Below are 26,529 nucleotides of genomic sequence, written 5' to 3'. Positions count from 1 at the left end.
TGAAAGTGCTCCAAATTGACAAAAGTCGTCTAATGCTCTTAACATGACCTCTAAGATATTTGCTGAGCCGTCACTATTTGCTCGCTGGTTTTGCCAAAGCGGCGTTGACGTTGAGCAAAATCCTCTAGCATTGCTGCTAGCTCATTGACTCTAAAATCTGGCCACAATGTTGGGGTAAAGAACAGCTCTGCATAGGCTGACTGCCACAATAAGAAGTTGGAGAGACGGTACTCGCCGCCAGTACGTATCAGCATGTCTACTTCTGGCGCATCTGCCAATTGCACATACTCTCCAAGTTTTTCCTTATCAATATCATCGATTGATAACTGACCTGCCTGCACTTGCTGTAATAGCTGCTTTGCTGCATGAGCGATATCCCACTGTCCACCGTAACTGATGGCGATGACCAATGTCATAGCATCAAAATCAGCCGTTTTTGCTTCAGCATCTGCCATCAATAATTGCAAATCATCACTAAGCTGACTGCGGTCGCCGATAAAACGCAAACGAATACGGTACTTAACCATACGAGGCATCTGCTCATTGATGGTTAAGCTCAGCAAATGCATCAGCAATGCCACTTCAGTCGGTGGGCGCTGCCAATTCTCACTGGAAAAGGCAAAGACGGTCAAAACCTCAATACCCGTACTGACGCAATACTCAACAATCGGGTCTAGCGCATCTTTGCCAGCGATATGACCCTGACCTTTACCTAAATTATGGACTTTACCATAGCGGTTATTGCCGTCCATAATAACAGCGATATGGCGTGGAAGAAGGGCTGGAGCTAAATTCTCTGACATAGACATAGGCTAACTTGCTTGTTGTTTAGGTAAAATAATCATAACGCGCGCCATACTTTATAAAAACCCTAACTCATAATTTATATAAAGAGATTCATATAAAGTGCTTATAAAAAAGGACAATATAAACAAGCTATAGAGTAAGATTAATTGTCTACACGGCAACAAACAGCCAATAGCACTTTGATATTGGCTGTTTGTTTTTAGCGACTTGTTATATAAAATATTGATAGCGCATCATTTTTGACAGCAGAAAAATGTACTTATACTGCCATCAAATCGGTTTCTTTTTTGCTTAAGCGGCTATCGATTGTTTCAATATATTTGTCAGTGATTTTTTGAATGTCGTCACTGGCGCGGCGCTCGTCGTCTTCAGAGATCTCTTTTTCTTTGGCTAACTCTTTGATGTCATTCATCATATCACGGCGGATATTACGAATAGAAACACGGCTGTTTTCTGCTTCGCCACGTGCCAATTTTTGCATATCTTTTCGAGTTTCTTCTGTCAATGCTGGCATAGGAACACGAATCACATCAGCAGTCATTGGATTAAGACCCAAATCTGCTTCGCGAATAGCTTTGTCAATCGCTTGCACCATGGTACGGTCAAATGGCTGTACCAGTAGCGTACGCGAATCTTCAACGTTAACACTCGCTACTTGATTTAAAGGCGTAGGCGAACCGTAGTAGCTGACCATCACACCTGTCAACATACCTGGATGCGCGCGACCCGTACGAACTTTACTAAAGGTGCTTTCAAGCGCTTCCAAGGTTTTTTGCATGCGCGCTTCGCCGTCTTGCTTAATTTCTTGAATCATGAGGTATCCTTATTTATCGCTACCGACAAATCATTTATTGTTTATTATAAAAACTATTCAGGTGTTTTCACAGATAAGCAGCTGTCTTACTTCTGCCTATCTTTTATCATATTTTTGGGTACGTTATTAATGATAGACGCGTGTGCCCTCATTCTCGCCCATCACAACATTTAATAAAGCATTAGGCTTATTCATATCAAAGACTTGTAATGGTACATCGTGCTCACGACATAATGCGATGGCAGTCAAATCCATAACTCCAAGCTTTTGCTCTAACACCTCATCAAAGGTCAGACCATCATATTTTACCGCATCGCTATGTAGGCTTGGGTCTTTATCATAAACACCATCTACTTTGGTCGCTTTTAGAATCAAGCCTGCTTCAATTTCAATACCACGTAAGCAAGCAGCCGTATCAGTGGTAAAGAATGGATTGCCCGTACCCGCGACAAAGATACATACTTCGCCATTTTTAAGATAACGAATCGCATTACGGCTGCTATAACTTTCAGTGACTTCACCAATCGGCAGGGCTGACATTAGGCGCGTTTTGATATTACGGCGCTCAAGAGCATCACGCATTGCAAGGCCATTCATAACGGTTGCAAGCATGCCCATTTGATCGCCAGTGACGCGGCCGACCAAACCCTCTTTTTGTAATTGGGCACCGCGATATAAGTTACCACCACCGACCACGATACCCACTTGGACACCAAGCCCGCGCAAATGGGCGATAGATAAGCTCATCTTATCAAGCACTTCAGTATCAATACCCATATCTTTCGTACCCGCTAAGGCTTCACCAGAGAGTTTTAGCAAGATACGAGAATAACGCGGGTTTTTGTCAGACATGAGGTCACCTTGTCAGTATTGAATTATAATTAAAGTTATCGGTAATATACAAATAGAGTTTACTTTGAGACTTGACGGCATTGCCCAACTTAAGGATAAGCAGGTACAAAGGTCAAATTGCGCTAATTGTAGCAAAAACTGCCCACGATTGGGCAATTTTCATGCGCCTATTACAGTGACTGCTTAGCCTTTGTAACTGGCAAACAAATCATATTCACTAGCATCGTCGATAGTAACCGTTAAGAACTGCCCAACTTTGACGTGAGCGTCAATATCATCGACATAGACATGACCGTCAATCTCTGGTGCGTCAGCATAGCTACGGCAAATCGCAACACCTTCTTCTCTATCAATTTCGTCGACCAATACCATCAAGGTTTTGCCAATTTTCTCTTGCAGTTTTTGGGCTGAAATATCTTGCTGTAACGTCATCAAACGCTCGTAACGTTCTTGCTTGACATCTTCTGGCACATGATTTGGCAAGTCATTGGCAACCGCACCTTCAACTTCTGAATAGGTAAAGGCACCAACGCGATCAAGACGGGCTTCTACCAACCAATCAAGCAAGCATTGGAAATCTTCTTCTGTCTCACCAGGGAAGCCAACAACGAAGGTTGAGCGAATGACGATATCAGGGCAAATCTCACGCCATGCATGGATACGCGCCAAGGTGTTTTCGCTGTGCGCTGGACGCTTCATTGCTTTTAGGATGCGATGGCTGGCATGTTGGAATGGAATATCAAGATAAGGCAATAATTTTTTCTCGCCCATTAATTCTACGACTTTATCTACATGCGGATACGGATAAACATAGTGCAGACGCACCCAAATACCCAAATCGTTTAACGCTTGGCATAAGTCATAAAATTTTGACTTCAGCGGCATACCATTCCAAAAGCTGGTCTTATATTTCAAATCTAGACCATAAGCAGAAGTATCTTGCGAGATAATCAATAGCTCTTTCACGCCAGCATTTTTCAGCGCCAGCGCTTCATTCATCACACTATCAATCGGACGCGACACCAAATCTCCGCGTAAGCTTGGAATAATGCAAAAAGTACAACGGTGGTTACAACCTTCTGATATTTTTAGATAAGCATAATGGCTAGGCGTTAATTTGATACCTGCCTCATTAATCAAATCTATTTTTGGATCGTAACTCGCATCCAAACTGCGGTCCGGCTTAGGCACATGCAGCGAAACGGCTCTAATCACTTCATCGTAAGCGTGTGCGCCGGTTACTGCTAATACAGCAGGATGCATTTCACGGATTTTATCGGCTTCTTTACCGAGACAACCCGTCACAATCACTTTACCGTTTTTACTAATCGCTTCACCGATGGCATCGAGCGACTCTTGTACTGCTGACTCGATAAAGCCACAAGTATTGACTACGACTAAGTCGGCACCTTCATAGTCACTGGCAACTTGATAACCATCACGGCTAAGCTCAGTGATAATGCGCTCACTATCGACCAAGGCTTTTGGACAACCTAGAGACACAAATCCAATCTTTGGTGCGGCATTGACAGGGGCATTGGTCGTTGCTGTTGTCGTTTTAGCTGAAGCTGCTGAAACTACCTCGCTGCTTTGTTCGACACTACGATTTTGATTATGATTGGCTTTATGATGGTAAGGTTGAACACTGTCCGTCGAGCTTTGCGCAGGCATTGCTGTCGGCTTAGCAGGATTAAAGAGAGTGGCAGTGTCTTTTGGTATAGAAGCTGGCTGTGAAGGGGCTATAGTCGTATTAACGGACTCGGTAGAAATATTGGGCATGGCTAACCTTGCTAGAGATAAATTGGCTGTGCGCATTGTACGTTTTTTTTACAAAAATCGCCAGTTTTGCCGCCCTATAGTGTTGATTTATGGTTAAATATTATATCGAGCCTCTATTTATCTAGGTATTACTCATGACCGCTGATTTTATAAGCACAAAACCAACGCCTGACTTAACCTTTATATCGCAGCATTTGTTCACGGCTATCTTGTGGGTCAATGATGAATTGTCTATTACTTGGCTAAATGCCCAAGCTGAGCAGCTACTGGCGATCAGTAGTGGACGATTGCTTAATCAGTCGGTGTTGATGCTGCTTGCGCCCGAAGAGTTGAAAACCAAAAGCAGCACACTTATTGACAGTCCAAAAGACAAAACCTGCTCTTTGACTGAACGCTTTTTTCAAGCGAAGCAGTATCAACAACCTTTTATTGACCATGACCATCTGATAAACAGCCCATTAAATGGCAACTTATCACTCTCGATTGACTATAGCGTGACCCCTGTTATCTATCAGCAGCAAAATTACTTTATTATAGAGATATGGGGCAAAGACCGCCAAAGTCGCATCTCAGAAGAACAGCGCCAACAGCAGCAATACAATGTTGCGCGTCATATGCTGCGCTCGGTTGCTCATGAAATCAAAAATCCGTTGGCTGGTATTCGCGGTGCCGCGCAATTATTGCAGCGTCAATTTATCAAATTTAGTGAGCGCTCTTTTAATACTCACACTACTGATACTGACTACCCTAGCCTTATATCGAGCCCGACCTTAAACCCTGATAACCATCTACAGAAAACCACTGACAAATTACGCAGCTATACCGACATCATTATCTCAGAGACAGATCGCCTCACTCAGCTGATTGGGCAGTTTCTTGGTTCCAATCAATTACCACATTGGCAAATGCTCAATGTTCATGAGCCAATAGAGCATGTTTTGGCATTGATCATCCATCAATATCCGCAAGTTTTATTACAGCGTGACTATGATTTATCGTTACCTGAACTCTGTGCTGATAAAGACCAGTTGATTCAAGTCTTCTTAAACTTAATTAATAACGCTTGCGAATCCATGACGGAATTTGCACAAACACTGCAGCAAAGCGTGCCAGCCGTATCCAGTCAATTAACATCAGATATTCCACTTAATAATCTTGATTTTGACGATGGCTATCAACCCAAACTCCATATTCAAACACGTGTTGCCTTTCAACATACGATTGCTGGGCAGCAACATAAACAAGTACTACAAGTTGCTATCACCGATAATGGTTCTGGCATTCATCCTGATATCATTGGGCAGATATTCTTCCCAATGGTGACCAGTCGCGCGCTAGGAACTGGGCTTGGTTTATCCATTGTGCAAGATATTATCAGCCGTCATCATGGTATGATTGATGTCAGCTCTACTCAATCGCAGGGCGCCAGTACAAATACTAATGTCGATAATAAAAACAGCCATTATAGTCAGACCCGTTTTACTCTTTATTTGCCTTTTCATCAGCCAATTGCTGAAAATTAATGCCTTCACCTCAATTCTTCTCACTGCTTATTAGGCTAAATACATGACCCAGTATAATGACACCCAATCTCTTACAAGCAATGAGCGAACACCAATGGTCACGGTCAATAACAACCCTGATAATGAGCTTGCTACTTTATGGCTCATTGATGATGATGCGGCGCTGCGTATGGTGCTTGCAGATACTTTTGAAGACGCTGGATTGACAGTTATCAGCTTTACCCAAGCACAAGCAGCGTGGACACGCCTCAATGATATTCTAAAATCGTCAGAGTCAATCGCCTTGTTACCTGATGTGATATTGACCGATATTCGTATGCCGATGATGGATGGTCTATCCTTTAGTGACTGGGTACACAAGCACTTTCCTAAGCTTCCGATTGTCATTATGACAGCGCATTCAGACCTTACTTCTGCCATTAGCAGCTATCAGACTGGTGCATTTGAATATCTACCCAAGCCGTTTGATTTAGATGATGCGGTCGCAACGATTTATAAAGCCATTAATTATCAGCCGAATCTAGTCATATCAAACCATTCAATCGAGTCTAATACGAATGTAAGTGCTGATACCAAAGAACAGCCTGTGAACAAATCAAATGCAGCCAAATCAGCTAGAAAAATCCCTAAAGCTGCTGAAAGTAAAACTCATGAAAAACCCAAACCCCAAACTAATAACAATCCAAGCGGCATCATTGGTCAATCACAAGCCATGCAAACGGTATTTCGTGCCATTGGTAGACTTGCGCACTCACCGATTACCGTTTTAATCACTGGTGAATCAGGTACAGGTAAAGAGTTGGTCGCTAGCGCCTTACATCAGCACTCACCGCGAAACAATAAAACCTTTATTGCACTAAATATGGCAGCAATTCCCCATGATTTGATTGAGTCTGAATTGTTTGGTCATGAAAAAGGCGCATTCACTGGCGCCACAACTTCACGCCAAGGTCGTTTTGAGCAAGCAGATGGCGGCACGTTATTTTTAGATGAAATCGGCGACATGCCTTTTAGTACCCAAACGCGGCTGCTACGAGTGCTGGCAAACGGTGAGTTTTTTCGCGTGGGTGGTCAGCAGCCCGTCAAAGTAGATGTACGCATTATTGCCGCTACCCATCAAAACTTGGAAGAATTGGTCAAACAAGGCAAATTCCGTGAGGATCTATTTTATCGCCTGAATGTCATTCGCCTGCCATTGCCGCCCTTACGGACTCGCCGCGAGGACGTACCAGCATTAACCACTTATTTTATGCAGCGCGCTGCTGAGCAAATGAATACGGCACCAAAACAGCTACATCCGGCAGCAATGCAAATGATGCAATCTTTTGAATGGCGCGGTAATGTCCGTCAACTTGAGAATGTCTGTCTCTGGCTGACAGTAATGGCGACTGGCGACACCGTTATGATCGATGACTTGCCTCCAGAGTTGCTCGAAAACATCTCCTCTACTCTAGACAATCAACAGCATCATATATCCTCACAAGACGCTATTGAAAATAATTATCTACAAAGTCAGGATACTTTTGGTACCCAAAGCTGGCAACAAGCTTTAGCTATTTGGGCGAAGCAGTCACTACAAGCTGGCGCAACCGATATTTTACAGACAGCAACACCTGAGTTTGAACGGGTCTTGCTAACCGCAGCGCTCCATCATAGCGGCGGCAAAAAGATAGCTGCTGCCAATTTACTTGGCTGGGGACGCAATACGCTGACACGTAAATTACAACAGCTGAACCTTTCATCATATCAAGAGTAATATTAGTGTGAATAAAGTGATAAAAAATATGAATTAAAAAATCAATAATATCAATTATTTATGATATTCAGCAAAAAAAATGGCTAAATAATTAAAAATAAGTGCAAATAGGGCTTGCCAAACTATTCAAACTCTATATAATAGCCAACCACTGAGACGCACTACCGAATCAGTTATTTATCTCGATGGGGTTTGAATATCAACACCAAAGATGATAAGGTAACGAAAATGGGGCTGTGGCGGAATTGGTAGACGCACCAGATTTAGGTTCTGGCGCCGTAAGGTGTGAGAGTTCGAGTCTCTCCAGCCCCACCATTTTCGGATAGTACATCTTAGACCAAATATTAAAGCCTGCTTTTAGCAGGTTTTTTTGTGTCTGGGATTTACTAGATTTATCCTTTCAACCTTAGTTATTGAGTTCGGTTACCTTGCCATATTCCATACTTTCTAAATCTAAAAGCATCTCATTCATACTCTGATACCTTTTCTCTATCTGCTTCGCCAATGCCTTATCAATAACATCCTGATAGCGACTATATTCTAATGGCAAGGTCGGAACAGACTGTTGGCAATGTTGTGTCGCCCAATCAATCATTGGATCACTACTTTGAGCATCAATGGCAAATGGTCGCTCGCCGACTAATATCTCATACAACATAATCCCAAAAGCGTATATATCGCTTTGAACCGTTGAGCCATACCCTTGCCAACGCTCAGGAGCAAGATAGGCAGGCGTGCCAGCAATATTTGCTACACTGGGCTGACAAAGAGTGCGCGCTAAAGCAAAATCCGTCAATAATAAATCAAACGTGATACGGCTATTATCCGCATTATTTGGCAAAAAACCTTCTAGCAAAATATTACTGGGCTTAATATCATTATGTAGCCAGCCGATATTATGTAAATGGTAAATAAGATTGGCAGATTGTAGGATAAATTGATTCTTTTGTGCATGTGTTAATAATAAATGCTTTTGAGCGCTCAGCTGATTTGCCAAGCTGCCATTTGGATAATAAGGCAGGACAAGGATAGTCAGCTGTTGCAACTGCGCTAATATTTTCGAAGTAATATTTTCATAAAACAATAGTGGTGGTACGATAGCGGAAAGGCTATTTTGAAGATTATTTTGATTATTTGATAAGTTGTTTATAGATGTTAGGACGTCAGCTTCATAGATCAAATCAGACAGGTCTTGATGAGCATTAGCATATAACTGCCATTTAATCATTACGCGCCCAAACTGCGAGTGTTGGGCACGCGTTAAACCTTGATAATCAAATTCACTACCATTATGTTGCTGACTGAGTCGTTGATGCGAGATCTCGCTATAATTTAGGCTGAAAAAGAATGCCGTTAATACTGGCAGGATTTGCTGCGCTTGCACTCGTAACGCTTGTTTTGCATCTGCTTGTACTACACGAGGAATACTGGCACTATTTTTCATGGTAAAGTGATGCCTTTATATATCTAGTAAGCCAAACGTCATTGTAATTTTTATAAGCGACTGATTATTATGCCCCAATCTACTAAGCCCGTTATGAATTATGCTCTGCCAGACCATTTATTAGATCTGCTCAGTCAGTATCTGCAAGAGCAGGTCACGCCAACTATTGAGATTGATCCTGCGCAGCTGGCTTATCGCTGGGTCGGTGGGCAGACTGGACATTTAGAGCCGTTGGCAGTTAATTTGTCTTTAAATTTAGATGACTTACATGGTATCGACACGCAAAAATCAAAGCTGGTACAGAACACGCGTCAATTCCTCAAAGGCTATCCTGCCAATCATGTCTTAATGACAGGGACACGCGGCGCTGGTAAATCATCGCTGATTCGAGCATTGCTTCAAGCCTATCATGATGAAGGTCTGCGCATTATCGAAATTGCCCGAGACGACTTACGGATGCTTGATAAAATACGGGCAGCGATTAAAGCCTTACCAGCTGACTGCAAATGTCGCTATGTGGTGTACTGTGATGACTTGGCATTTAATGGTCAAGATGAAAGCTACCGCACCTTAAAAAGTGTGTTAGACGGCTCGCTGGATTCAGAGCAAGACAAATTATTGGTTTATGCAACCAGTAACCGCCGCCATCTACTACCGCAGCTCATGAAAGACAATGTTAATATTTATAATGGTCAAACCGATGAGGTTAACCCTTATGAGACCATTGATGAGACGGTGTCTTTATCTGACCGTTTTGGTTTATGGCTGTCCTTTCATCCAATGGATCAAAACACGTATTTATACATTGTGCATCATTATTTATCTATTCAGCAAAAAACTGATGCTAAAACTAGTCATGATGACATGTACGGTGATGCAGCAAATAAAGGTGCAGACAGCATTGATGAGTTACCCACCCATATCAGATCAGCCGCATTACGCTGGGCATCAGAACGCGGTGGACGCTCTGGTCGAGTGGCGTATCAGTTCAGTCGTTATTGGATAGGACAGACCCAATTGGCAGCTGAAGACAGTCAGTCTTAAAAACTCATATCATGTATTTTTATGGTCGCGTGCAGAGCCTAAATACTGTACGCGACTGCCTATATTATCACCCACTTCTTCCGCTGTTCCATTCACCAGATATTGGTCAAAATCTGCTGCCAGCCATAGATTACCTTGGTAAACACTTTCGGTATCCAATCGAATATGCGCCATATTTGGCGTACTGCTATTTGGATTATCAAAGCTCTGATAACGGGCGCTAAAATGAGTGAGAATTAAGTTCTTAAGCCCATTGTTTTGGGCAAATCGACCCAATAACTGCGCGCTACTATGCATTGGATCAAAATCTGGATTTTTTGCCTGAATCTTATTTAATACTTCATGAGTATATGTAGCTTCATGAACGAGTAAATCCGTATCGACTATAGCATTGTTAAGACACTCTGGCGTATCGTTATCTCCAGCCACCACTACCCTTGTATGCTGACTCTCATTATCGACATAATCTGTTGAACGAAGCTTGCGACCGTCTTCGGTTATAACGTCTTCGCCCTGTTGCAGTCTGCTCCACAGCGCGCTGGCTGGAATATTATCTGCTATCAGCTTGTTCTTATCAAGGTGGAGACGACTTATCGTCTGGGTGATACCAAAGCCATAAGAGGGAACGCGATGCGATAACGGCGTGATACCAATCTCAAGCTGATGTTGATTGTCAAAGCGGATAGTTACCTGAGCTTTATTTTTACTATCTTGCTCAGATAGCAAATCTTCTATCGCCATAAAGTTAATAGGAAATGGAAAGTGCAATTCGGTAGTCAAAATAAGAGCATCAAGCAGTGTGGCAATCGCTTTTGGTGCAAGCAGTATCAGCGGCGCAGTACGTCCTGACATTGCCGCACTCGCTAACAACCCCGGCAAACCATAGCAATGGTCGCCATGCACATGAGTAATGCAAATCGCTTGTAACTGATGTAAAGATAACTTGGTATGTAAAAGCTGATGCTGCGTACCTTCACCGCAATCAATCAATAACCACGGCCGTGATTTCTTGTTTTGCCGTTGATTTGTCCCTGAGCTATAAGGGTTGAGGCACTCGATGGCAAGCGCCGTTACATTACGTTGCTTGGTTGGCACACCTGCTGCGGTACCCAAAAAAGTGAGTTTTAGCATCGCTTATCTCTCCTGGTTATCATTACGAGCCATTATGACAACTGACATATCATGGTTTTTTTGCCTTCAATCATCTGTCCACCATTTGCCGTACATTCATTGACCATATTGGATTCATACGACTTCCAGCCACCATAGAAGCTGGCAATGCATAGAATCACTACCAACAGTTTTTGTGACCATGCTTTAATAGAAACTTGCTGACTATTCACATTATTATCAAACTCATTAAGTAGTTGTTCATTAGCACTGTTGGTATGGTCGGTATTATTCGACTTATTCAAATCTGTCATTTTTCATCCTAAAAAAAGGGTTTGTCTATAAATAAACAAAGCCCTTTATTGTTATATTAAATCAATAATTAATAATAAGCGTCGCACTTAAAACCGTAGACGACCGCCCTTTTCTTCTGCACGCTTAAAGGCATCACGTTCTTCACAACGCTTAAGCCAAGTTAAGATATTGGTATATTTACTACTGTCTAAACCTGCGCCTGCATTGGCACCGACCACAGCCAGATGCATCTGAATATCAGCGGCGCTAAATTCTGCTCCGGCAAACCAATGGTTGTCTTGTAAATGCTGCTCCATCATATCGAGTATGGCAGTCAAGCTTTTGCTTATCATGCTTTTTTCGACTTGCTTTTTGATGCTTTTACTCACAGGTTTAATCAGCATCGGCGACTGCTCAACCACTTTAGTAAATACCAAACGCATGACCAACGGTGGCATCACTGATGCTTCGGCAAAGTGTAGCCAAAGCGTATAGGCCTCCCACGCCGCTTCATTATCATCAGCAGGCTTAAACTGCTTTTCTTTATCATAGTGCTTTAATAGATACTCGATGATAAAGCCTGACTCAATCAGCACACGACCATCGACCTCTAGCATCGGTGCATGACCGAGCGGGTGTATTTGCTTTAAACTGTCAGGGGCACGGTACGCTTTGTTACGCTGGTAGCAGGTCAGTTGGTAGTCGGCATTCAGCTCTTCTAATAGCCATAAGATACGAAATGAGCGTGAGTTTGCCAAGTGATGAAGGTGTAGCATAAACCATCCTTATAATAAGTTTTTAGTATTCAATAGCAGATTTTATAAGTCAATTCTTCAATATTCTGTTTAAATAAAGGAGTTTAATAAATCAAACAACCCGATTTAAGTCAATAATAATGCTTGATAATAACTCACTTACTGTTTTTATTATAGCTTTACTATGTAGCTTGACTTATCAAACCACTTTTATCGGGCCACACTACTTATCATTACATCAATAACTACTTTGAATCTAACGCTTGGATTTTACGCGTGATTTTATCTATTCGCTGTTGGTATTTCCTGATTTTACGAAAACGGTGCGCCTTTAATACCCCTTCTATACGATGGTCGATAAAACGGCGACGCGGTGGAAAACTCCCAATTTGCGGCTCTCGGTAACCATGCAAATGATTGTCACGGCGTCGGATAAGAAAGCCTTTCATGCTATCAGCAATCATAATAAACAATGCCAGTGTAATCATGCCATACATGAATAACGAGCCTCCTTCATCCAGACTTTGATTTAACACAGTAATAGATAATACAAATAGCAGCATAGGCTCTATGTAGCTGAGCGCTCCAAATAACGACACTGGCAGCTTACTACTAGCAACCATAGTTAGAGACATGGCAAGCGCACTAAAAGCGCCTAGCAGGGGCAATATGTACCAAAATTTGGTATTTTGCGCCGCTACACTAAAGCCGCCGCTGCTATAAAGCATAATTAGCACCACTGGCGTCAGTAACGTCAAATCTGATAACAGACCTGTAATAGGCGGCACAGCAAGCTTACGACGTAGCAAATAATAAGGCGGATAACCCAAGCATGCAAATGCGGTTACCCAAGATATACTGCCATATTGCAATATATCATAGCCGATACCGAGCGCAGCACATATCGCTGCTAACCATTGCAAAACACTCATATGCTCATGATAGAAAAAACGCCCAATCACAATCATGACCAACGGCAATAAAAAATAGCCCAAGGTCACATCAAGACCAAAGCCATTGACCGGTCCCCACATAAACAGCCAAATCTGCCCACCTAAAATTGGGGTTGGCAGTACAAAAATAATCCACTCTTTTGGCGTCTTTAGTGTTTTGAGATAATCAAATACATGCTGCCACTGTTTTGTAAGACTGACCAATAGCACTAGGCTCAGGAGCATCATCAATACACGCCACGAAGCCACCTGCGTACCCGTTAATGGCAGCATAAATAGCCCAAATAGAAACATCAAAGAAAACAAAAAACTTGATGATACTGAAGCCAAAGTTCCCTGAACGGTCTGATTGGTCGTAAGCATAACAACAGCCTTAAAAAACAGAAAAAAAACAAAGCCTCCAACGATAACGTCAGAGGCTTTTTTTATAAAAGGTAATAAAAGAATAGACCAAAAAGCTAACTAATAAAAGCGTTATTCATCAGTCTCAGTTTCTGTATGACTAGTATCATCAAAGTCTGTCTCTGTAGCATCACTATTCGCCGCATCAACATCCATCTGTTCTTGACCTTTTACTTCAAACGTTCCATCTTCTCTCATTGCATCAATCAGCTCATTGTTACCCTCTTCGTGCTCAACACGCGCCATAGCAACCAGTTTTTCATCTTTTGATAAACGAATCAGCGTGACACCTTGGGTATTACGACCAGAGCTTGCTACATGCTCAACTGGGGTACGTACTAAAGTACCTTTGTCTGAGATTAAAATAATATCGTCTGTAGAGTCCACCTTGGTAGCACGAACCAGCGCACCATTACGCGTGCTAGTTTTAATAGCGATAACACCGCCACCGCCACGATTTTGGGTGTTGAACTCATCGATAAAGGTACGTTTACCAAAGCCATTTTCACAAGCAATCAGAATCTCGCGGACATCATCTTCGATAACAACCAATGATTTGATAAACTCATCAGTAGCCAGACGCATACCACGGACGCCTTTTGCCGTACGACCCATCGCACGAGCATCAGTCTCATTAAAGCGAATCGCTTTACCACTTGACGCAAATAGCATGACTTCTTGGCCACCATTGGTGATACGAGCACTCACCAATTTATCGCCTTCTTCCAAGCCAACCGCAATCAAACCGTTCGAGCGAATATTGGCAAACTGTTTCAGCTCTACCCGTTTTACCGTACCATTTGCCGTTGCAAAGAATACAAAAGGCGGCTCTGCTTGCGTGCTGTCGTCTAATAGATCATCATCATTATCTACTGGAGCATCTGCTGATGTTTCGCCTTTGACCGATAACTCTTCTACTATTTTTGGAATAGGCAATATCGTTGTGACCGTTTCATCAGCATTTAAGCCAATCAAATTCACTAATGGACGTCCACGGGCACCGCGGCTGGCGATAGGCACTTCAAAACCACGTAAACTAAAGACGCGACCTGTATCAGTAAAGCACAGTACGGTTGCATGCGTTGAAGTCACAACTAAGTGATCAATCACATCGTCCTCTTTCATCGCCGTCGCTGATTTGCCTTTACCGCCACGTTTTTGCGCGACATAATCATCAATGGGCTGCGTTTTCGCATAACCAGTACGTGATACCGTCATCACAACCGTTTGCTCTGGGATCAAGTCTTCACGGTTAAAGTCCATACGCGAATCAATAATATCGGTGCGACGCTCATCACCAAAATTATCACGGATTTCAATCATCTCGTTTGAGATAATGGTCATTAGCTTATCAAAATCACCAAGAATAGATTCTAAATGGGCAATTTCACGCAACAAGTCTTGGTATTCTTCGGTTAATTTATCTTGCTCAAGACCAGTTAGGCGATGCAGCTGCATGTCTAAAATCGCATTTACTTGCTCAAGCGATAAGCGATAGCTTTCTTGATTATTAATCAGACCAAACGGCGCTTTTGGATCTTCGCCTTCGATAAAGTCAGGACGTACCGACTGGCTGCCTGCAGCGGTTAGCATCGCTACAACACTGCCTGAACCCCAGATATTACTGAGTAAGTTTTCACGAGCCAAGCCGCGGTTTGCAGAGGCTTTAATTGTCGCAATAATCTCATCAATGTTCGCTAGTGCAACGGTCAATCCTTCAAGCAAATGACCACGGACACGGGCTTTATTGAGCTCAAAAATGGTACGGCGCGTTACCACTTCTTGGCGATGGCGTACAAATGCTGCAATCAGCTGGCGTAAGGTCAATAGCTTCGGTTGACCATTGTCAAGCGCCACCATATTGATACTAAAGCTCGATTCTAGCGGCGTTTGCAGGAACAAGTTGTTAACGATCACTTCCGCTGTTTCGCCACGACGTAAATCAATAGCGATACGCATGCCGTCTTTATCAGACTCATCACGAATCTCGGTAATACCTTCGATTTTTTTGTCACGCACAAGTTCTGCAATACGCTCAATCAGCTTGGCTTTATTGGTTTGATAAGGCACTTCGGTGAAAACAATACGCTCACGGTCACGGTTGACACCCGTCTCACTCATCGGCTCAATAATATATCGACCACGTACATGCAAGCGACCTTTACCAGTACGATAAGCATCTAAAATACCCGCACGACCATAGATAATACCGCCCGTTGGGAAGTCAGGACCTGAGATATGCGACATCAACTCTTCGGCAGATATTTGCGGATTTTCAGCATAAGCTAAGCAAGCGTTAATCACTTCAGTTAGATTGTGCGGCGCCATATTGGTCGCCATACCAACTGCAATACCGGTTGCACCGTTAATCAATAAGTTAGGAATACGCGCAGGCAAGACGCTTGGCATACGCTCAGAGCCATCGTAGTTGTCTTCCCAATCAACGGTATCTTTATCCAAGTCAGCAAGCATTTGGTGGGTCAACTTGGTCATACGCACTTCGGTATAACGCATCGCTGCCGGAGGATCATCATCAATTGAGCCAAAGTTACCTTGACCATCAACCATCGGGTAACGCAAGCTAAAATCCTGTGCCATACGTACGATGGCATCATAGACGGCACTATCGCCATGTGGGTGATACTTACCAATGACATCGCCGACCACACGTGCAGATTTCTTGTAGGCTTTGTTATAGTCATTAGACAATACATGCATCGCATACATCACACGGCGGTGTACTGGTTTGAACCCATCACGCACATCAGGCAGCGCGCGCGAGACGATCACGCTCATCGCATAATCCAAATAGGACTGCTTTAATTCGTCCACAATGGCAATAGGACTGACCGATTCGCTCATATACACTCCCTCACTCACATCTACTCTCTAGCATTGGCATATCTAAGCCATAATGGGCAACAATAACGGCACCAAAGCGCCGTTATATAATAAATACAGTGACCATCAAAAAAGGCTTAGCAATCATTCAAATCTATAGAGAATTAGCGATAGTTTTAATGTTGAATAAAAGAAGCTATTTTAGCACAAATTTGTTGATTTAGGGGGTTCTAGGTGCTATTAAAATCAAGCAAAACAGTTCAGTAATTGCTACTTTTTGCATCAATTACCATGATTCAAAAACCTTTCCCAACAGCATTGATATCACTGGCTAATTTTGCCATTGATATATATAAAGACCGTTTTTTAGCAATACCATTTAACGCCCACTTTTTTCAAATAGCGCGTCATCAGAGTTGGGTGTTAATGCAATTTAAAAACAATCCTAAAAAGACGTCAACGCTAGATTAGCGCCCTGCTTTATTGTACGATACGCCACCATACATCCTCCGATATAGACAACTCTTTATGCCAACCAATCCTCAATATATTAATAATAGCGATGCGGTAGACTCTACAGAAAATGTGACAGTACAAGCGTTAAAAGAAGATGTGCGTACTGACCGCAGCTTTGATGCGATTGCCGATCATTTTGAGAAAAAGGTCTATGGTGGCTTAAAGGGAGACATTCGATTAGCAGTATTGCGCCGTGATCTTTTTGAATACTGCGCGCAGATGAGCAGCACTCTTGGGCGACCTTTACGTATTTTGGATGTAGGCGCAGGGCTTGCGCAAATTGCGATTGAGCTTGCGACTCAAGGACATACACTGGTCATCAATGATATCTCAGCCAATATGTTAGAGAAGGCCCAAGAGCGCGCTGCACAAAGTAGTGCAAAAGATGAAAAATTGAATATTACGTGGTATGTATGCCCCTATCAAGAGCTTGAAGAAAAGCTGGCTGACAAGACGGAGAAATTTGATTTAATCATGTGTCATGCGCTACTTGAATGGTTGGCAGAGCCTGCCGCGGTAATGGACTTTTTTGACCAGCAATTATCCGATAATGGAGCATTATCGCTGTGCTTTTATAATCCAGCGAGTTTTGATTATCGTAACTTGATAATGGGTAATTTTAACTTATTAGATAACACTGAATATAAAGCCGACAATAAAAAGAGCCTAACGCCCAATCATCCGGTTGCAAAGGAAGAGGTTGAAGCTTGGCTACAGGCGCATGAGTATCAGACTCTGATCGCCAGCGGACTGCGCGTATTCCACGATTATTCGCCACTAAAACGTGGTGGGCATAACGATCCTGAAGCGGTCATACGTATGGAGTTACGTTACTCGCAACTGGATCCCTATAAGTGGCTTGGGCGCTACTTACATCTACTAGCGACGCGTGTCTCTTTACAACTTTAATATCGTGCGTCCTTTCGGTAAAGACAACTTAATAAACGCTATCATATGTCCTCAAACCGCTCTGACCTATCGTACTCCGACCACGTGGTGGCGTTGATGTCTTTTTCATCAAATACCACCACATGCTCGAGTATAGGCAAGATACCGATTTGGGTGCCGACTTCATGATTATGATGACTGGCGACCAATGATAATACCGTTTGACCATCATCCAGTTGCAAGCGATAGAGATAATTGGCACCGCGAAATACCCGACCAACCACTAAGGCAGTCTGCGTACTGTCATCATCATGGATAATGTCATCGGGACGCACCAATACCTTAATCGGCGTACCATTCGGATAGTCGTATTCACAATACTGCGGCTGACCGGACGCATCGTAGACTTCCATCCGTCGATAAATATCACCAAGCGCCGTCTCAACATGACCTTCTTTGATGATGCCGTCTATCATCGCGCCTTCACCGACGAACTCAGCGACAAACGGGCTGACCGGTTCATGATATAGCTCACTTGGGGTTGCCCACTGTACTAGCTTACCTTTATGCATGACCCCGACTTTATCAGCGAGCGCAAACGCTTCATTTTGATCATGAGTGACCAAAATAGCAGTGGTATTGGTACGTTTGAGGATATCACGAACATTCATGGCCAGTGACTCACGCAATACCACATCCAAGTTCGAAAACGGCTCATCGAGCAGTAATAACTTAGGCTTTGGAGCCAATGCACGAGCCAATGCCACCCGCTGCTGCTGTCCACCTGAGAGCTCGCTTGGGCGTTTATCGGCATGTTCAGACAATTCTACCAGCGCTAGCATCTCAGCAACACGGGCTTTTTTGTCGGCAGCAGACCATTTATTGAGACCAAAGCCGATATTTTTTGCCACGCTTAAATGACCAAATAGCGCATAGTCTTGAAATACCATCCCCATGCCGCGCTTGGCAGGCGCAACAGCAAATGAGAGTCGCGCTGCTTGCTCTGTCAGCCGCTGATTGTTAAGCGTGATTTTGCCGCTACGACTCTCTTCTAACCCTGCAATCGCTCTTAATGCCGTGGTCTTACCACAGCCGCTATAACCTAAAAAACAACCAATTTCACCTTGCTGTAGGTTCAGTGACAAACCATTGACCACTATGGTGTCGTCATAGCCAACCACCAAATCTTGTACACTAAAATACGGCTGAATGCCGGTAGTATCATGGTGCTGAACGAAAGTGCTATCTAAACTAGCAACACCTTGTCGTAATTCTCTTTCCGCTACAGCTTGAGCCATTTGCGCTTTGGTTATGATAGTCATAGGTGGCTTTTTCACGTTACTTTGTCGTGCTTTACTCTGAGGCTCTACAGAATCAGAGTCTGCTGGATTTATTGAATCGTTCATCAAGTCAGTATACATAGACAGTACCAATAAGCTATTAGTGAAGAAAATCCAGCGTCACAACATTCAAAATATTAGACGTTAAAAACATGAAACTTTAAAAGTGTGAATAACGTGAGAAGCACCAATTAGAATCCGTTGATCATTTAAGCACAATATTTTAATTAAAAAATACGTTAACCCTGCTTATCGCTTTGACGCAGTAATATCCAAACAGGAATAAGACCGACCAATACAATCAACAAACTTGGCAATGCAGCGCGACCCCACATGCCTTCACTGGTCATCTCAAATACCCGGACGGCCAGCGTATCCCAACCTTGACGCCGCGTCATCAAAGTAATCGGCATCTCTTTCATCACTTCGACAAAACCCATCAACAAACCCGTTAATACCCCTGGGCTCAATACGGGCAACATCACTTGTCGCCAGCGCTGAAAAGGACTATCGCTAAGCAACTTAGCAGCTGCTTCTTGATTGACGGTCAAGCGCTGAAGCTGACGGTCTACCGGCTGAAAACTGACCGTCATAAAACGGGTCGATAGAGCCAGCAGCATCACGATCACACTCCCAGATAAAAACTGCGTGGAGGTTATGCCATAAGCAATCAGCTGATTATCCAGCCACGCAATCGGAATAAAGATCCCGACCGCTAATACCGTACCCGGCACCACATAGCCCAAATTGGCTAAAGTAGTCATAAGCTTAGTAGATTTGTCCGGATATTGACGCTTAATCCACGCAATCATAATCGCTAAGACCGCAATAAACGCAGTGGTAATACTAGCAATCATGAGGCTGTTGGTAACAAAATCAATATAGCGGGCATCAAAATCTTGCTGAAAATTTGCCGCTGTCCAATAGATAAGCTGTGCAAACGGGATCAAAAACGCGATCAAAAATACCAGCGTACAAAGCAGCGTCATAGCAAGCTTAGCTGGTTTACTGACTTCAAAACGTTGGCTACTACCTTGGGTAATAATATTACCGCGTTTTGCTTGCCAATATTGTTCAAACAAGACAACGATGAAGACCACACCAATTAATAGTGCTGCCAACTGTGCCGCTGTCGTCAAGCTAAAAAACCCAAACCAAGCTTTATAAATGGCAGTAGTAAAGGTATCAACATTGAATACTGACACCGCGCCAAAGTCTGCTAGCGTCTCCATACTTGCCAGTAGCAAACCACCGATGACCCAAGGTAATGCTTGCGGTAATGCCAACCGAAAAAACACTCGACCACGACTTAAGCCAAGCATCTGCCCAGCTTCAATAGCTCGCCTACCTTGAGATAAAAAGGCTTGGCGCGCCAGCAAATAAACATAAGGATAAAAAGCCAATGACAAGATCAGCCCTGCACCCCAGACGTTACGTACCGACGGAATGGCAGTCGTAACCCCAAAATCTCTTAATGCGGTTTGTAATGGTCCACTAAAATCAACGATACCAACTGTGACAAATGCTAAGACATAAGCTGGCATAGCAAGCGGCAACATCAGCGCCCACGAAAAAAACCGCTGTCCAGGGAAGCGGTACATACTCGTAAGCCATGCCAATGCCGTGCCAATCGTGCCAGAAATTACTGTGACCATTAATAGTAAAATAGCCGTATTTTTGAGGACTTGCGGCAATACGTACTCACGCATATGCCCCCAAATATCAGCGACGGGCTGTGTCCATGACAATAACACGATTAAAATCGGTACTAGCATAAACAACGAAATCAGTCCTAAGACTGATTTCGAGATGATACGTTTACGGGTAGCATGGTCTTGGCGAATAGATTTACTCGTATTGCCTGTCTCATTACTTTCATTGACAGTATTGTTCTGACTTGCAGACGATTCTGGCATTGTTATCATAAGTTGTTACCGTGTCATAAGCATCATAACTCTATTAAATAACTGACAGATTAAATGACTGGCAGACTTTTATTTATAGCCTGCTTTGTCCATCATTTGAATAGCTTGGGTTTGTAATGCACCAAATTTCTGTACATTGATATCGTCTGGTTTGAACTGACCCCAAGATCTAAGCATCTCTGACTCATCAATCCCAACTTTGACTGGGAATTCTTTATCAGCGCTAGCATAAAGACCTTGTGCGTCATCAGAAGACAACCATTCCATCAGTTTCAATGCGCCATCTGCATTGTCTGAACCCGTTACTACGCCAGCACCTGAGATATTAACGTGCGTGCCTGTCGTACCTTGGTTTGCCCAAAATATTTTTACTGGGAAATCAGGCTTTTCATCAAGCAGGCGACCATAGTAGTAGCTATTGGCAATACCCACTTCACACTGACCAGCAGCGATAGCTTCTAGTAGATTGGTATCATCACTGAAAACATCAGTAGCTAAGTTAGCAACCCAACCACGGATGACCGCTTCTGTTTTTTCAGCGCCTAAATGCTCCATCATGCTCGCAACCAATGACTGGTTATAAACCTTTTTCGAGGTGCGTAGACATAATTTGCCTTTCCACTTTGGATCCGCCAAATCTGCATAAGTGGATAATTGATCAGCGCTTACTTTACTTGGGTCATAAAAAATCGTACGGGCGCGCAATGACAAACCTGTCCAGCGACCTTCTGGATCACGATACTTAGCCGGTACATTTGCTTCCAAAACGCTAGAAGCAACAGGTTGCAGTAAACCTTGCTCAGCCGCTTGCCACAAGTTACCTGCGTCAACTGTCAAAAGCATATCGGCTGGGGTATTCTGACCTTCAGCTTGCAGACGCGCCATCAGTGGACCATCTTTGTCTGTAACCAGCTCAACCTTCACACCCGTCTGTTCAGTATAACGATCCAACAATGGCTTGATTAGCTGCTCATTACGTGATGAGTAGATAGTCACTGTCTGTCCATCAGCACTCGCCGCGTTGTCTTTTGCTACTTCTTGCTCAGTGCTTGGCGCTGGCGTTTCGGCATCAACACTTTCTTCTGGCGTCGATGATTTACTACAGCCAGCAAGCGCCAACATCATGCCAAATACGGCAACTGGTAAAGTAAGTTTAGCAGAAGATAAATTTGCACTGATTACATTCAATGACATGGTTTTCCCCATAATAGCGCGGCAGATAGGTAGGATAAAAAGACATTAAAAATCATGGATTGATAGGATTAAAAAGGCCCTAATGTCTGGAAAGCATATACTAATGGAAATGATATTAATTATCAATACATTTATTTAGCCCGATTATTTAGTTAAATAATCGACAATTCATGCTGTATATAGTGGTTTTTTAATGGGGTTTTGATGCCGTTGTAATGAATCTTGCCGCATTTCCAACTAAGACTTATACCAGTTATTATCTTACAATAGCCATTGCCCCAGAATAGCATTGACTGCCGCTTCGGTGCGCAATATTCGTGCACCGATATGTACCGCTTGGCAGCCTTGCCTTGCAAGCAGCTCAACTTCATAATCAATCCAGCCTCCTTCTGCACCGATAAAAACCATGCTTGGTAGTATCGATTTCTGAGGTGATTCAGAGCTTTCTAATTGTTCTTGCACATATTGTGAAAACGATAATTCCGCATAAGGGTGAGCGACAATAGCTCGATTGGTGATTAAGTTTGCCAACTCATCTTCAACAAAGGGCTTAAAGCGTTTTTGCAAACTGATACGCGGCGCGACGGTATCAACGCCTTGTTGCAGACCTTCTAATACGAACTCATCAAGGCGACTCAGCAGCGGGCTTTGCCAGTAGCTTTTTTGCGTACGATAGCTATTAATCAAAATAATATCGTGGACACCAAGCGCGGTCATATCCATAATCAGCCGGCGCAATACTTTGGGGCGTGGCAATGCCAACACTACCGTGAGGTTAAGTTTAGGCGGCGATACTGTTGCTAAATTGACATCACTTAGCAAAATACGCTCAGGCGTCATATCAGCAATGATAGCGCTGCCAAGATTGCCTTCTAACTGCCCAATTTTTAGGGTGTCGCCTACTTTCGCTCCCAGAACTTGGTTAACATGCTCAATTTGTGCCACTGCATTGATATGTGCAGATTTATTAGAGAAGCTTGCAGCCGGTAATAAGATACAGTTCATAGTGGCTCTTAATTTAAATCTTGGCTAACGTTTTGAAGAGCATGCTGCTCGATGACTTTTTCTATCATCGATAATTGACGACTCAATACGGCTTGCTGCTGATCGGTCATCCGCACGCCTGCTTGTCCTGCTTGCTTAGCCAACATTAAATGACTCAGCCAATATTTTAGTTGTTGATAAAGGAGTGTCTCATCATCGGCAGAATTTTGGTTTTCGTTCGCTTGTTCAGTATTATCCATAGCCTGATAAAAAGGGTTGTTTGGCTGATATAACGCCCCAACGCTTGCTAATTTATCCACGACGCTTTGGCAAGATTGCGTATGAACACCCATTAATACCGGTGTCGCCACACTTGCCGGCTCAACTGGATTATGTCCGCCCACCTCGACCAATGAGCCGCCAACCACTGCTACATCGGCAAGAGCATACCAATTCATCAACTCACCCATGCTATCCGCCAGATAGACTTGGGTAGTTATGTCGATAGCTTCTGCTGCACTGCGCCGTGCCATGGTCAAGCCTGAATTTTGAATCAGCGCTGCCACTTCATCAAAACGCTCTGGATGGCGCGGAACGATAATAAGTAGCGCTTTTGCCAATGCAGGGTTTGACAGTAATTGCTGCTGCCATGACAGTACCGTATTCTCTTCACCACCATGAGTGCTTGCTGCCACCCAAATTGGACGATTGACCACGCCCAAATCAATCGCCGTCACACTCGTTTTTTTTGCTAACTCTGTCTGCTCGCTATTTAAAATATCGACATCGATAGTCTTGTCATCATCTGGCTCAGACACATTAGACAATTTAGGCGTATTAATGACCCACTTTAGCGAGCCTGCTACACGGATTTGGGCGCTATGCGCACCCAATTGTCGAAAGCGTTTGGCGGAGTCATTATCCTGCGCAATGATTAAACTCAAATTTTTCATCATGCTGGTGCTGACTGCGCCAATTTTTTGATAGCTTTTAAAAGAGGATGCGGACAGTCGCCCATTCACCAAGATACTTGGCATATGATGCTCAGATAATTTGGTTAAGATGTTTGCCCATAGCTCTGTTTCTACAAATAAGGCAGCAACAGGTTGTACATGAATCAAAAAGCGCTCAATCACCGCCGGACTATCAACTGGCACATAACTGTGACTCAATCGACCTTGCGCAATGTCTTCTGCAAATCGACTGGCACCGCGCGCAAAACCAGTCTGGGTAGTATTGGTCAGCCATATCCGATAACCACGAGACAATAGTGCATCCAATAATGGCGTAATGGTATTGGTTTCTCCCAAAGAGACCGCGTGGCACCAGATGGTTTTATTTCGCTTATTAACATTGATGCTACTGTTTAAATCCGCAGCTGGCAGATACGTTTCTGTGGCTATAGGAGGCGCAGGATAACGCTTACCAAAACGCTGCTCGACTTCTTGCTTATAATTATCCCGCGCATGCGAGCGGCGCCATACCTGCAGGCGATATAACGGCTTTAATAAGCTTATGCCGACTTGATAATATACAGGCGGATTATATACCGCTTGGCTTTGCAGAGGCTGTGCCTGAATAGAAAGATTTTTTGAGGTGTCAGAAGATGGCATGCAAAAGCCCAGATAATTAATGGAGCAGATAATAGGAGTCGCGCACAAAAAACGCACCAATTCTACCTGAATTTATTGCCAAACAATACGTTTTTAAATTCAAGGATGTTGGTCATCGTTTTTTAGACCAAAATAATAATGAGTAAGGCTATTACGATAATGACTGCAAACAGTAGCTGATAGCGCTTAAGGCTATGCTGCTCTTGCTTTTGGGTGTTGATTAACGTTTGTGCTTGTTGCCACTGACCGACCAAGCTTGCCGCTTCGATGTGCCCATTTTCTGCCGCTTGCTCGAGCCAATATTTACCGACCTTAAGGTCTTGCGTAACCCCTACGCCTTGATAATACATTTTACTCAGTAAGCGCTGAGCGCGGCTGTCATTTTTACTTGCCGCTTGTTGCACCCATTCAACCCCAGCCTCTATACCAGCGACTTTATCAGCGCCTTCGTTTGCTATCAGACCTTCGCCGAGCAGCTCATACATCGCCAAGCGCAACATCGCAGCACTGTTTCCTGCATTTGCAGCGTCTTCTAATCCTAGCAGGGCCTGCTGCTTTGCTTGCTGATGCGCCTCTGAAAAGACGACTTGCTTACGGGGTTTTTCTTGCTTGGCAATATGACGTTCAAACTGATCTAAAACCTTGCACGCCTTCTCATATTCAGTTTCGCCCGTGGTCTGTGTTACTTCTATCTCATGTAGCTCTGTTAATAGTTGGCTAAAAATCTCTGGCGTGGGTGGTTTTTTTGCGACTGCCGTGGTTTTTACTGGTTCTACTATAGGTGCTGCCGTTGCGTTTGTTATTTCTATATCTTCTGCTAATGGCATTGATGTAATTGTAGTAGCTGCTGTAGACGATACATTACCCGCTTTGTCATATGAAAGTTGATTTGTCGCCATGTCTATGGACGACTTACTATTCGAATAAAAGGATGTGCTACTATTTTCAGGGCTTACTTTCTCAATAAATGCCTTTTCATTTGCTGTTTGAGTGTTTGGTTTATCTGCTATGGTCGTATTAACCAAATGAGGCTGATGATTTACAGATTTTGGCAATCTGTCACTAACGGCTTGGTATAAGCCGCTAGCGACTTCACCACCTTGCGCCGATTTAAACGCGCGGTCGATATGACCAAATAAACGCATCCCTATCGGTTCTAAAGCAAAGAAAAGCGAGGTATTAGCTTTATCACTGCTATCTTTGGTATTAACATCAGTATCAGCGCCATAAAACATTGCCATATGTTGATAAAAATCATCGGTCGTCAGTACTAATTCAGGATAGCGGGCATCTAGCTCAAACTGACCAAACCAACGCGGCGATTGTTGCCATTGCTGTGCTAATACTCGTCCTGCATAAAACGCCAAAAATACCATAAAATTACGATAGCGCGCATCTTTTAATAACGTTGCTTCATCCCAAATGCTTGTTTTGACCATATCGCGGCGTATCTGAGACAGTAACGTATCTATGCGCTGTAAGCTTGCCAGCGATTCATCCAAACCACAGTGATGCAAATCCACTTCGTAAGCGATACCGCCTGCGACAGCACGCCTTACCAAAAAATCTTGCCAATAACCTGTTGCAATATAATCAAGGGGCGTTAAGGGCGATGCAGACATAAGAAACGCGTATCCTTTAAAAAAGTAAATTAATCATAGAGGCAATGAACTACAGGCAGTTATGCAAAATATA

Annotated in this window: 20 protein-coding genes and 1 tRNA gene; 5 read left to right on the top strand and 16 right to left on the bottom strand. The window is 43.4% G+C overall.

Features of this window, described 5'->3' with window-relative positions:
• Window positions 1-50: 50 nt before the first annotated feature.
• From uppS to rimO, 4 genes are all read right to left on the bottom strand, one after another.
• On the bottom strand, window positions 51-809 hold the full coding sequence (gene uppS / locus JMX75_RS04505; RefSeq protein ID WP_413786625.1) for a polyprenyl diphosphate synthase: 759 nt from the start codon (window positions 807-809) through the stop codon (window positions 51-53).
• A gap of 257 nt (window positions 810-1,066) precedes the next feature.
• Complete coding sequence (frr, locus tag JMX75_RS04500) at window positions 1,067-1,621, bottom strand: ribosome recycling factor (RefSeq protein ID WP_011514038.1); 555 nt, start codon at window positions 1,619-1,621, stop codon at window positions 1,067-1,069.
• Window positions 1,622-1,747: 126 nt separating this feature from the next.
• Window positions 1,748-2,473 carry a UMP kinase gene (gene pyrH, locus JMX75_RS04495; protein ID WP_011514039.1) on the bottom strand — a complete coding sequence of 242 codons (726 nt, stop codon included), beginning with the start codon at window positions 2,471-2,473 and terminating at the stop codon, window positions 1,748-1,750.
• A gap of 183 nt (window positions 2,474-2,656) precedes the next feature.
• On the bottom strand, window positions 2,657-4,252 hold the full coding sequence (rimO, locus tag JMX75_RS04490) for a 30S ribosomal protein S12 methylthiotransferase RimO (protein ID WP_201531222.1): 1,596 nt from the start codon (window positions 4,250-4,252) through the stop codon (window positions 2,657-2,659).
• 134 nt (window positions 4,253-4,386) lie between these two features.
• Here rimO and JMX75_RS04485 point away from each other — a divergent pair, with 134 nt between their 5' ends.
• The 3 genes from JMX75_RS04485 to JMX75_RS04475 all read left to right on the top strand — a co-directional run bounded on the left by JMX75_RS04485 (window position 4,387) and on the right by JMX75_RS04475 (window position 7,846).
• Window positions 4,387-5,775, top strand: a complete 1,389-nt coding sequence (locus JMX75_RS04485) for a two-component system sensor histidine kinase NtrB (RefSeq protein ID WP_201531221.1) — start codon at window positions 4,387-4,389, stop codon at window positions 5,773-5,775.
• A gap of 43 nt (window positions 5,776-5,818) precedes the next feature.
• Entirely contained in the window at window positions 5,819-7,531 is a 1,713-nt protein-coding gene (locus JMX75_RS04480; RefSeq protein ID WP_201531220.1) for a sigma 54-interacting transcriptional regulator, read from the top strand.
• Between the two features lie 230 nt (window positions 7,532-7,761).
• Window positions 7,762-7,846, top strand: a tRNA-Leu gene (locus tag JMX75_RS04475).
• Window positions 7,847-7,937: 91 nt separating this feature from the next.
• On the opposite strand, the gene JMX75_RS04470 is transcribed toward JMX75_RS04475, so the two are convergent.
• On the bottom strand, window positions 7,938-8,975 hold the full coding sequence (locus JMX75_RS04470) for a serine/threonine-protein kinase (RefSeq protein WP_227673021.1): 1,038 nt from the start codon (window positions 8,973-8,975) through the stop codon (window positions 7,938-7,940).
• A 69-nt stretch (window positions 8,976-9,044) separates the two neighbouring features.
• On the opposite strand from JMX75_RS04470, the gene JMX75_RS04465 reads away from it, so the two are divergent.
• Window positions 9,045-10,019: an ATP-binding protein gene (locus JMX75_RS04465; RefSeq protein WP_201531218.1), complete on the top strand. Its 975-nt coding sequence runs from the start codon at window positions 9,045-9,047 to the stop codon at window positions 10,017-10,019.
• A 9-nt stretch (window positions 10,020-10,028) separates the two neighbouring features.
• Here the strand turns inward: JMX75_RS04465 and JMX75_RS04460 are convergent, their stop codons facing one another.
• The 5 genes from JMX75_RS04460 to gyrA all read right to left on the bottom strand — a co-directional run bounded on the left by JMX75_RS04460 (window position 10,029) and on the right by gyrA (window position 16,395).
• The gene (locus JMX75_RS04460; protein ID WP_201531217.1) at window positions 10,029-11,150 is read right to left on the bottom strand and encodes a ribonuclease Z; all 1,122 of its coding nucleotides are present in this window, start codon (window positions 11,148-11,150) and stop codon (window positions 10,029-10,031) included.
• Between the two features lie 32 nt (window positions 11,151-11,182).
• Window positions 11,183-11,443 carry a hypothetical protein gene (locus JMX75_RS04455; protein WP_201531216.1) on the bottom strand — a complete coding sequence of 87 codons (261 nt, stop codon included), beginning with the start codon at window positions 11,441-11,443 and terminating at the stop codon, window positions 11,183-11,185.
• An 87-nt stretch (window positions 11,444-11,530) separates the two neighbouring features.
• Window positions 11,531-12,199 carry a glutathione S-transferase gene (locus JMX75_RS04450; RefSeq protein WP_201531215.1) on the bottom strand — a complete coding sequence of 223 codons (669 nt, stop codon included), beginning with the start codon at window positions 12,197-12,199 and terminating at the stop codon, window positions 11,531-11,533.
• 224 nt (window positions 12,200-12,423) lie between these two features.
• Window positions 12,424-13,494, bottom strand: coding sequence for an EamA family transporter RarD (gene rarD / locus JMX75_RS04445; protein WP_201531214.1), 1,071 nt, complete (start codon window positions 13,492-13,494; stop codon window positions 12,424-12,426).
• 111 nt (window positions 13,495-13,605) lie between these two features.
• On the bottom strand, window positions 13,606-16,395 hold the full coding sequence (gene gyrA, locus JMX75_RS04440) for a DNA gyrase subunit A (protein ID WP_201531213.1): 2,790 nt from the start codon (window positions 16,393-16,395) through the stop codon (window positions 13,606-13,608).
• Window positions 16,396-16,902: 507 nt separating this feature from the next.
• Here gyrA and JMX75_RS04435 point away from each other — a divergent pair.
• The gene (locus tag JMX75_RS04435) at window positions 16,903-17,799 is read left to right on the top strand and encodes a methyltransferase domain-containing protein (RefSeq protein WP_201531212.1); all 897 of its coding nucleotides are present in this window, start codon (window positions 16,903-16,905) and stop codon (window positions 17,797-17,799) included.
• 41 nt (window positions 17,800-17,840) lie between these two features.
• On the opposite strand, the gene JMX75_RS04430 is transcribed toward JMX75_RS04435, so the two are convergent.
• The 6 genes from JMX75_RS04430 to JMX75_RS04405 form a co-directional block, all read right to left on the bottom strand.
• Window positions 17,841-19,100 (bottom strand): ABC transporter ATP-binding protein, encoded by a 1,260-nt coding sequence (locus JMX75_RS04430; RefSeq protein ID WP_413786624.1) that lies wholly within the window; start codon window positions 19,098-19,100, stop codon window positions 17,841-17,843.
• Window positions 19,101-19,357: 257 nt separating this feature from the next.
• The gene (locus JMX75_RS04425) at window positions 19,358-21,043 is read right to left on the bottom strand and encodes an ABC transporter permease (RefSeq protein WP_201531210.1); all 1,686 of its coding nucleotides are present in this window, start codon (window positions 21,041-21,043) and stop codon (window positions 19,358-19,360) included.
• Between the two features lie 69 nt (window positions 21,044-21,112).
• Window positions 21,113-22,237, bottom strand: a complete 1,125-nt coding sequence (locus tag JMX75_RS04420; protein ID WP_020443822.1) for a Fe(3+) ABC transporter substrate-binding protein — start codon at window positions 22,235-22,237, stop codon at window positions 21,113-21,115.
• A 261-nt stretch (window positions 22,238-22,498) separates the two neighbouring features.
• Entirely contained in the window at window positions 22,499-23,242 is a 744-nt protein-coding gene (locus JMX75_RS04415; protein WP_201531208.1) for a 16S rRNA (uracil(1498)-N(3))-methyltransferase, read from the bottom strand.
• An 8-nt stretch (window positions 23,243-23,250) separates the two neighbouring features.
• Window positions 23,251-24,834, bottom strand: coding sequence for a 3-deoxy-D-manno-octulosonic acid transferase (locus JMX75_RS04410; RefSeq protein WP_201531207.1), 1,584 nt, complete (start codon window positions 24,832-24,834; stop codon window positions 23,251-23,253).
• A gap of 122 nt (window positions 24,835-24,956) precedes the next feature.
• A complete protein-coding gene (locus JMX75_RS04405; RefSeq protein WP_201531206.1) occupies window positions 24,957-26,456 on the bottom strand; it encodes a tetratricopeptide repeat protein in 1,500 nt (499 codons plus the stop codon).
• Window positions 26,457-26,529: the final 73 nt, after the last annotated feature.

The sequence above is a fragment of the Psychrobacter sp. LFX-11D genome (assembly GCF_904846475.1).
Taxonomy (GTDB): domain Bacteria; phylum Pseudomonadota; class Gammaproteobacteria; order Pseudomonadales; family Moraxellaceae; genus Psychrobacter; species Psychrobacter cryohalolentis.
The sequence above is the reverse complement of the archived record's forward strand: the minus strand, read 5'-3'. Positions and strand labels throughout refer to the sequence as shown.

What these genes read in the sequence shown, in the direction of transcription:
- uppS (WP_413786625.1), bottom strand. Translation starts at nt 809, where the DNA reads ATGTCTATGTCAGAGAATTTAGCTCCAGCCCTTCTTCCACGCCATATC.
- frr (WP_011514038.1), bottom strand. Translation starts at nt 1,621, where the DNA reads ATGATTCAAGAAATTAAGCAAGACGGCGAAGCGCGCATGCAAAAAACC.
- pyrH (WP_011514039.1), bottom strand. Translation starts at nt 2,473, where the DNA reads ATGTCTGACAAAAACCCGCGTTATTCTCGTATCTTGCTAAAACTCTCT.
- rimO (WP_201531222.1), bottom strand. Translation starts at nt 4,252, where the DNA reads ATGCCCAATATTTCTACCGAGTCCGTTAATACGACTATAGCCCCTTCA.
- JMX75_RS04485 (WP_201531221.1), top strand. Translation starts at nt 4,387, where the DNA reads ATGACCGCTGATTTTATAAGCACAAAACCAACGCCTGACTTAACCTTT.
- JMX75_RS04480 (WP_201531220.1), top strand. Translation starts at nt 5,819, where the DNA reads ATGACCCAGTATAATGACACCCAATCTCTTACAAGCAATGAGCGAACA.
- JMX75_RS04470 (WP_227673021.1), bottom strand. Translation starts at nt 8,975, where the DNA reads ATGAAAAATAGTGCCAGTATTCCTCGTGTAGTACAAGCAGATGCAAAA.
- JMX75_RS04465 (WP_201531218.1), top strand. Translation starts at nt 9,045, where the DNA reads ATGCCCCAATCTACTAAGCCCGTTATGAATTATGCTCTGCCAGACCAT.
- JMX75_RS04460 (WP_201531217.1), bottom strand. Translation starts at nt 11,150, where the DNA reads ATGCTAAAACTCACTTTTTTGGGTACCGCAGCAGGTGTGCCAACCAAG.
- JMX75_RS04455 (WP_201531216.1), bottom strand. Translation starts at nt 11,443, where the DNA reads ATGACAGATTTGAATAAGTCGAATAATACCGACCATACCAACAGTGCT.
- JMX75_RS04450 (WP_201531215.1), bottom strand. Translation starts at nt 12,199, where the DNA reads ATGCTACACCTTCATCACTTGGCAAACTCACGCTCATTTCGTATCTTA.
- rarD (WP_201531214.1), bottom strand. Translation starts at nt 13,494, where the DNA reads ATGCTTACGACCAATCAGACCGTTCAGGGAACTTTGGCTTCAGTATCA.
- gyrA (WP_201531213.1), bottom strand. Translation starts at nt 16,395, where the DNA reads ATGAGCGAATCGGTCAGTCCTATTGCCATTGTGGACGAATTAAAGCAG.
- JMX75_RS04435 (WP_201531212.1), top strand. Translation starts at nt 16,903, where the DNA reads ATGCCAACCAATCCTCAATATATTAATAATAGCGATGCGGTAGACTCT.
- JMX75_RS04430 (WP_413786624.1), bottom strand. Translation starts at nt 19,100, where the DNA reads ATGACTATCATAACCAAAGCGCAAATGGCTCAAGCTGTAGCGGAAAGA.
- JMX75_RS04425 (WP_201531210.1), bottom strand. Translation starts at nt 21,043, where the DNA reads ATGATAACAATGCCAGAATCGTCTGCAAGTCAGAACAATACTGTCAAT.
- JMX75_RS04420 (WP_020443822.1), bottom strand. Translation starts at nt 22,237, where the DNA reads ATGTCATTGAATGTAATCAGTGCAAATTTATCTTCTGCTAAACTTACT.
- JMX75_RS04415 (WP_201531208.1), bottom strand. Translation starts at nt 23,242, where the DNA reads ATGAACTGTATCTTATTACCGGCTGCAAGCTTCTCTAATAAATCTGCA.
- JMX75_RS04410 (WP_201531207.1), bottom strand. Translation starts at nt 24,834, where the DNA reads ATGCCATCTTCTGACACCTCAAAAAATCTTTCTATTCAGGCACAGCCT.
- JMX75_RS04405 (WP_201531206.1), bottom strand. Translation starts at nt 26,456, where the DNA reads ATGTCTGCATCGCCCTTAACGCCCCTTGATTATATTGCAACAGGTTAT.